Genomic DNA, 1,523 nt, shown 5'->3' on the forward strand with positions numbered 1-1,523 from the left:
GGCATCCCCGAGGACGACCCGCGCAACCCCGCCGTGATCGCCGACAACGTGGGCGACAACGTGGGCGACTGCGCCGGCATGGCGGCCGACCTGTTCGAGACCTACGCCGTCACGCTGATCGCCACCATGGTGCTGGGCGCGCTGATGGTGGCCAGCGCACCCGTCAACGCCGTGCTGTACCCGCTGGCGCTGGGCGCCGTGTCAATCGTGGCCAGCATCATCGGCTGCTTCTTCGTCAAGGCCTCGCCCGGCATGAAGAACGTCATGCCGGCGCTCTACAAGGGCCTGGCGATTGCCGGCGTGCTCTCGCTGATCGCCTTCTGGTTCGTCACCGCCTGGATCATTCCCGACAACGCCATTGCCGCCAGCGGCAGCCAGCTCAAGCTGTTCGGCGCCTGCGCCACCGGCCTGGTGCTGACGGCCGCGCTGGTCTGGATCACCGAGTTCTACACCGGCACGCAGTACGCGCCCGTGCAGCACATCGCCCAGGCCTCGACCACCGGCCACGGCACCAACATCATCGCCGGCCTGGGCGTGTCGATGCGCTCCACGGCGTGGCCGGTGATCTGCGTCTGCATCGCCATCCTGGTGTCCTACCAGCTGGCCGGCCTGTACGGCATCGCCACTGCCGCCACCGCCATGCTCAGCATGGCCGGCATCGTGGTGGCGCTCGATGCCTACGGTCCCATCACCGACAACGCCGGCGGCATCGCCGAGATGGCCGAACTGCCCAGCAGCGTGCGCGACATCACCGACCCGCTCGACGCCGTCGGCAACACCACCAAGGCCGTCACCAAGGGCTATGCCATCGGCTCGGCGGGTCTCGCCGCGCTGGTGCTGTTCGCCGACTACACGCACAAGCTCGAAAGCTACGGCCAGGCGATCAGCTTCAACCTGAGCGACCCGATGGTGATCGTCGGCCTGTTCATCGGCGGGCTGATCCCCTACCTGTTCGGCGCCATGGCCATGGAGGCCGTGGGCCGCGCGGCCGGCGCCGTGGTGGTCGAGGTACGGCGCCAGTTCCGCGACATCCCCGGCATCATGGAAGGCACGGGCAAGCCCGAATACGGCCGCGCCGTGGACATGCTGACCAGCGCCGCCATCAAGGAAATGGTCATCCCCAGCCTGCTGCCCGTGGTCGTGCCGATCGCCGTCGGCCTGCTGCTCGGGCCAAAAGCGCTGGGCGGCCTCTTGATGGGCACCATCGTCACCGGCCTGTTCGTGGCGATTTCGATGTGCACGGGCGGCGGCGCCTGGGACAACGCCAAGAAGTACATAGAAGACGGCCACCACGGCGGCAAGGGCAGCGAGGCGCACAAGGCCGCCGTCACCGGCGACACCGTGGGCGACCCTTACAAGGACACGGCCGGCCCGGCCGTCAACCCGCTGATCAAGATCATCAACATCGTGGCGCTGCTGATCGTGCCGCTGGTGGTGAAATTCCACGGCGTTTGAAGACTCGGCCGCCCCATACCAAGCCCGCTCCAGCGGGCTTTTTTACGGCCGCAGCAAGTGCAGATCAT

General features: G+C 67.6%; 1 protein-coding gene. It reads left to right on the top strand.

Annotation, left to right across the window (positions count from 1 at the left end; translation table 11 throughout):
• Positions 1 to 1,455, top strand: a 1,455-nt coding sequence (locus QZH66_RS15925; RefSeq protein ID WP_305806867.1) for a sodium-translocating pyrophosphatase, incomplete at its 5' end; no start/stop codon positions are given.
• Between the last annotated feature and the right edge of the window lie 68 nt (positions 1,456 to 1,523).

Origin of the sequence: Stenotrophomonas sp. YIM B06876 (assembly GCF_030711595.1) — a bacterium.
Lineage (GTDB): Bacteria > Pseudomonadota > Gammaproteobacteria > Xanthomonadales > Xanthomonadaceae > Stenotrophomonas.